Origin of the sequence: Cupriavidus basilensis (assembly GCF_029335485.1) — a bacterium.
GTDB classification, from domain to species: Bacteria; Pseudomonadota; Gammaproteobacteria; order Burkholderiales; family Burkholderiaceae; genus Cupriavidus; species Cupriavidus basilensis_E.
In genome coordinates, this window is sequence record NZ_JARJLM010000691.1 from 1 (window position 1) to 3,010 (window position 3,010).

Here is a 3,010-nt window from a genome sequence, read left to right on the forward strand (position 1 = left end):
TGGCATGGCCGGGGACGGACTTGCAGGCGCCGCGGCAAGCGCAGGCGCAGGCGCCGTGGTGGAGGCAGCAACGGCCCCGATGCTCGCCCCAGCCGCGACTGCGGCCTCCGCATAGCCCTTCCCGGTCTTCTCTGCGATCAGCCTGGCCATCGCCGCGGCGGCCTTGGCGGCATCGGCAAAGGCCTTGCTCTGGCTCTGCCCGTTGGTGCCGATCTTGCCCCAGCGCAGGTTGAGCTGGGTGTCGTCCTGTTCAACTTCCCAAAACTTGCTGGAACTGTCGCTGCGGAACTCGAAACGCCTCATTGCCTTGCTTTTCCTTTGACTTCACATCGTCGACAAGCATCGCAGACGGCCCGCGGACCTGGTCGTCCGGGCCGCGATATTGCGTGCAAGGCGTCTATGTTAAGAGAAAGGCACTAAACTGCAAAACAAAAAAACAACTCCCGCCCAGGGCAGCAGTGCCGGGCCACCGGTGAAGCGGCGGCCTGCCGGTCTGGTCCCGACGGCTCAGATGGACACCCGGCGGCCGATCTCCACTACCTGGTCGCTGGGCAGGCGAAAGAAATCGGTCACGTGCATGCCGTTGCGCACCATCACGGCGAACAGGCTGCCCTGCCACCGCGACATCCGGGAATCTCCCTCGCGCAACACGACCGTTTCGAGCCCCATATAGTAGGTCACCGAATTCAGCTCGAAATCGCAAGGCAGGAATTCGGGCCGTTGCAGCAGCTTTGGAATGTCGGGCCGCTCCATGAACCCATAGCGCACGGCGGCACGCCAGAAGTCCGGCCCCTGCTGCGTCAGCGTCAGGCGTTCCGCATCCCTGACCCACGGCACCGTCTCCGTCGATACGTTCAAGGCAATGACCTTCCGATGCAGGGCGTGGTTGCGCTTGACATGCCATCGCATCACCGGCGGCGTGCCATCCAGCGTCCGGCTCAGGAACACGGCGCCGCCGGGCACGCGCGGAATCCCCTGCGCTTCGACGTCCGCCAGGAATTGCGCGACCGGCACGATCTCTTCGTCGATGGCCTTGGAGATCGCTATCGTGCCCCGATGCCAGATCAGCATGACGGTATAGACGACCGCCGCCAGCAACAACGGCACGTACCCGCCATCCAGCACCTTGGCCAGGTTAGCCACGAAGAACCCGCCATCGATCACCACGAAAACACCCGCCACCGCCCCGCTGGCCCACACGCTCCAGCCCCAGACATCGCGCATGGCGATGAACAGCAGCATGGACGTCATCAGCATGGTGAGCGATACGGCGATACCGTAGGCGGAAGCCAGCTGGTCCGACGATTTGAAGAACAGCGCCAGCCCGACCGTCACGGCCATCAGCAGCCAGTTCACCACGCCGACGTAGATCTGCCCATAGCCCTCTTCCGAGGTTTGCCTGATCCGCAAGCGCGGCATCCAGCCCAGCTGGATCGCTTGCCGGGTCATGGAGAATGCGCCGGTGATGATCGACTGGCTGGCAATCACCGTGGCCACGGCGGCCAGGATGACCAGGGGCACCAGCAAAGCCGGCGGACACAGGCGAAAGAAGATATTGTCGGCGGTGTCCGCGCCGGACAGCACCAGCGCAGCCTGCCCGGCATAGTTGAGCAGCAGGCTGGGAAACACGATGGCGGACCATGCCAGACGGATCGGACGCGCGCCAAAGTGCCCCATATCCGCGTACAGCGCCTCGGCACCGGTCACGCAAAGAAATACGCCGCCCAGCACCAGGAAGCTGGTATAGCCGTTGGAGAACAGGAATTCCAGGCCATAGGCCGGGTTGATCGCAAGCAGGACCGAGGGGTGCTGCACGATCCCGCGTATCCCCAACACCGCGATGCACAGGAACCACAGTGCCATGACCGGGCCGAACGCCCTGCCGATACGCGAGGTACCCATGGGCTGTATCGCGAACAGCGCCACCAGGATGGCCACCGTTGCCGGCAACACGTAGGATTTTGCCTCCGGGAACACCATATTCAGTCCCTCCAGCGCGGAGAGCACGGAAATCGCTGGTGTGATGGCACCGTCGCCATAAATCAACGCCGCCCCGAATAATCCGGCCGCCACCACCAGCGGGCGCTTTTTCTTCTTGATGCCCAATAATGACATCAGCGCCAGAATACCGCCCTCCCCGTTATTATCGATACGCATGGCGAAGGAAACGTACTTCACCGTGGTCACGATAATCAGGGTCCATAAAAGCAGGCTCAGAAGACCCAGGATCACCGGCGCGGAAGGCTTGCCGCCCGACAGGGCCAGAACGGTCTTCAAGGTGTACAGCGGACTGGTGCCGATATCCCCGAATACCACGCCCAGCGCGGACAGGCCCAGAACAGTCACGCCAGAACGGTGCCTTGCAGGCACCCCCACGATCGATGGTGCTTCCGACATGCGTATCCTCCCGCCGGTCCGTTAGGACAATTTCAGAAAAATCCCAAAATGCGGATGACAAATTCATGAATCCATCAAGCCAGGCGCATCACAGGATTCATGCGAACAACCCTTATATTTTCCCGGACAGATAATTCCTACCGCTCACGCCAGGAAAAATGGCATCAATATAGCAGCATTCCTGGCCTTCCCCGGCAAAGCCACGCCTTGTGCTGCGACCGGACTCAATCCGGGCGTGAAACCGAGAGCTCCCGCGCCCAGCGCTCTGCCCAATCATTGAGCGGCATCATGAGATTCAGCAGGTCGATGCACAGGCCGGTGAGATGGTATCCACCACCGTCGTGGTCAAGCAGGCGCGCGCTCCGCAGTTCCTTGATCCGCGTGTTCAGGACCGCGGGATTGGTATCCGCCGCCTGCTGAAGCGCGCGAAAGTTGAGCGGCCCCATCCGTAACTCCCAGATGATACGCATGGCGCCACGACGGCCAAGCAGGTCGAACGCGGCCATGATCGGGCGGCCGGTCTCGGAGCCGCGCACCGGTGCGCCGGGAATCGGATTGCTCATGCTTTACTTTCCATAGCAGATGGTCTAATTTTGCTATGGAAAGAATAGCA

The 3,010-nt window shown here is 61.9% G+C and carries 3 protein-coding genes; all 3 read right to left on the reverse strand.

Features of this window, described 5'->3' with window-relative positions; translation table 11 throughout:
* The coding region (locus P3W85_RS42785) for a WGR domain-containing protein (RefSeq protein ID WP_276269272.1) at nucleotides 1–303 on the reverse strand (303 nt) is incomplete at its 3' end.
* 204 nt (nucleotides 304–507) lie between these two features.
* Nucleotides 508–2,397, reverse strand: coding sequence for a potassium transporter Kup (locus P3W85_RS42790; RefSeq protein WP_276269273.1), 1,890 nt, complete (start codon nucleotides 2,395–2,397; stop codon nucleotides 508–510).
* A 224-nt stretch (nucleotides 2,398–2,621) separates the two neighbouring features.
* Nucleotides 2,622–2,960, reverse strand: a complete 339-nt coding sequence (locus P3W85_RS42795; RefSeq protein ID WP_017226873.1) for a winged helix-turn-helix transcriptional regulator — start codon at nucleotides 2,958–2,960, stop codon at nucleotides 2,622–2,624.
* Nucleotides 2,961–3,010 lie beyond the last annotated feature (50 nt).

Excerpts from the sequence above, each read along its gene's own strand:
- P3W85_RS42795 (WP_017226873.1), bottom strand. The coding sequence starts at position 2,960 with ATGAGCAATCCGATTCCCGGCGCACCGGTGCGCGGCTCCGAGACCGGC.
- P3W85_RS42790 (WP_276269273.1), bottom strand. The coding sequence starts at position 2,397 with ATGTCGGAAGCACCATCGATCGTGGGGGTGCCTGCAAGGCACCGTTCT.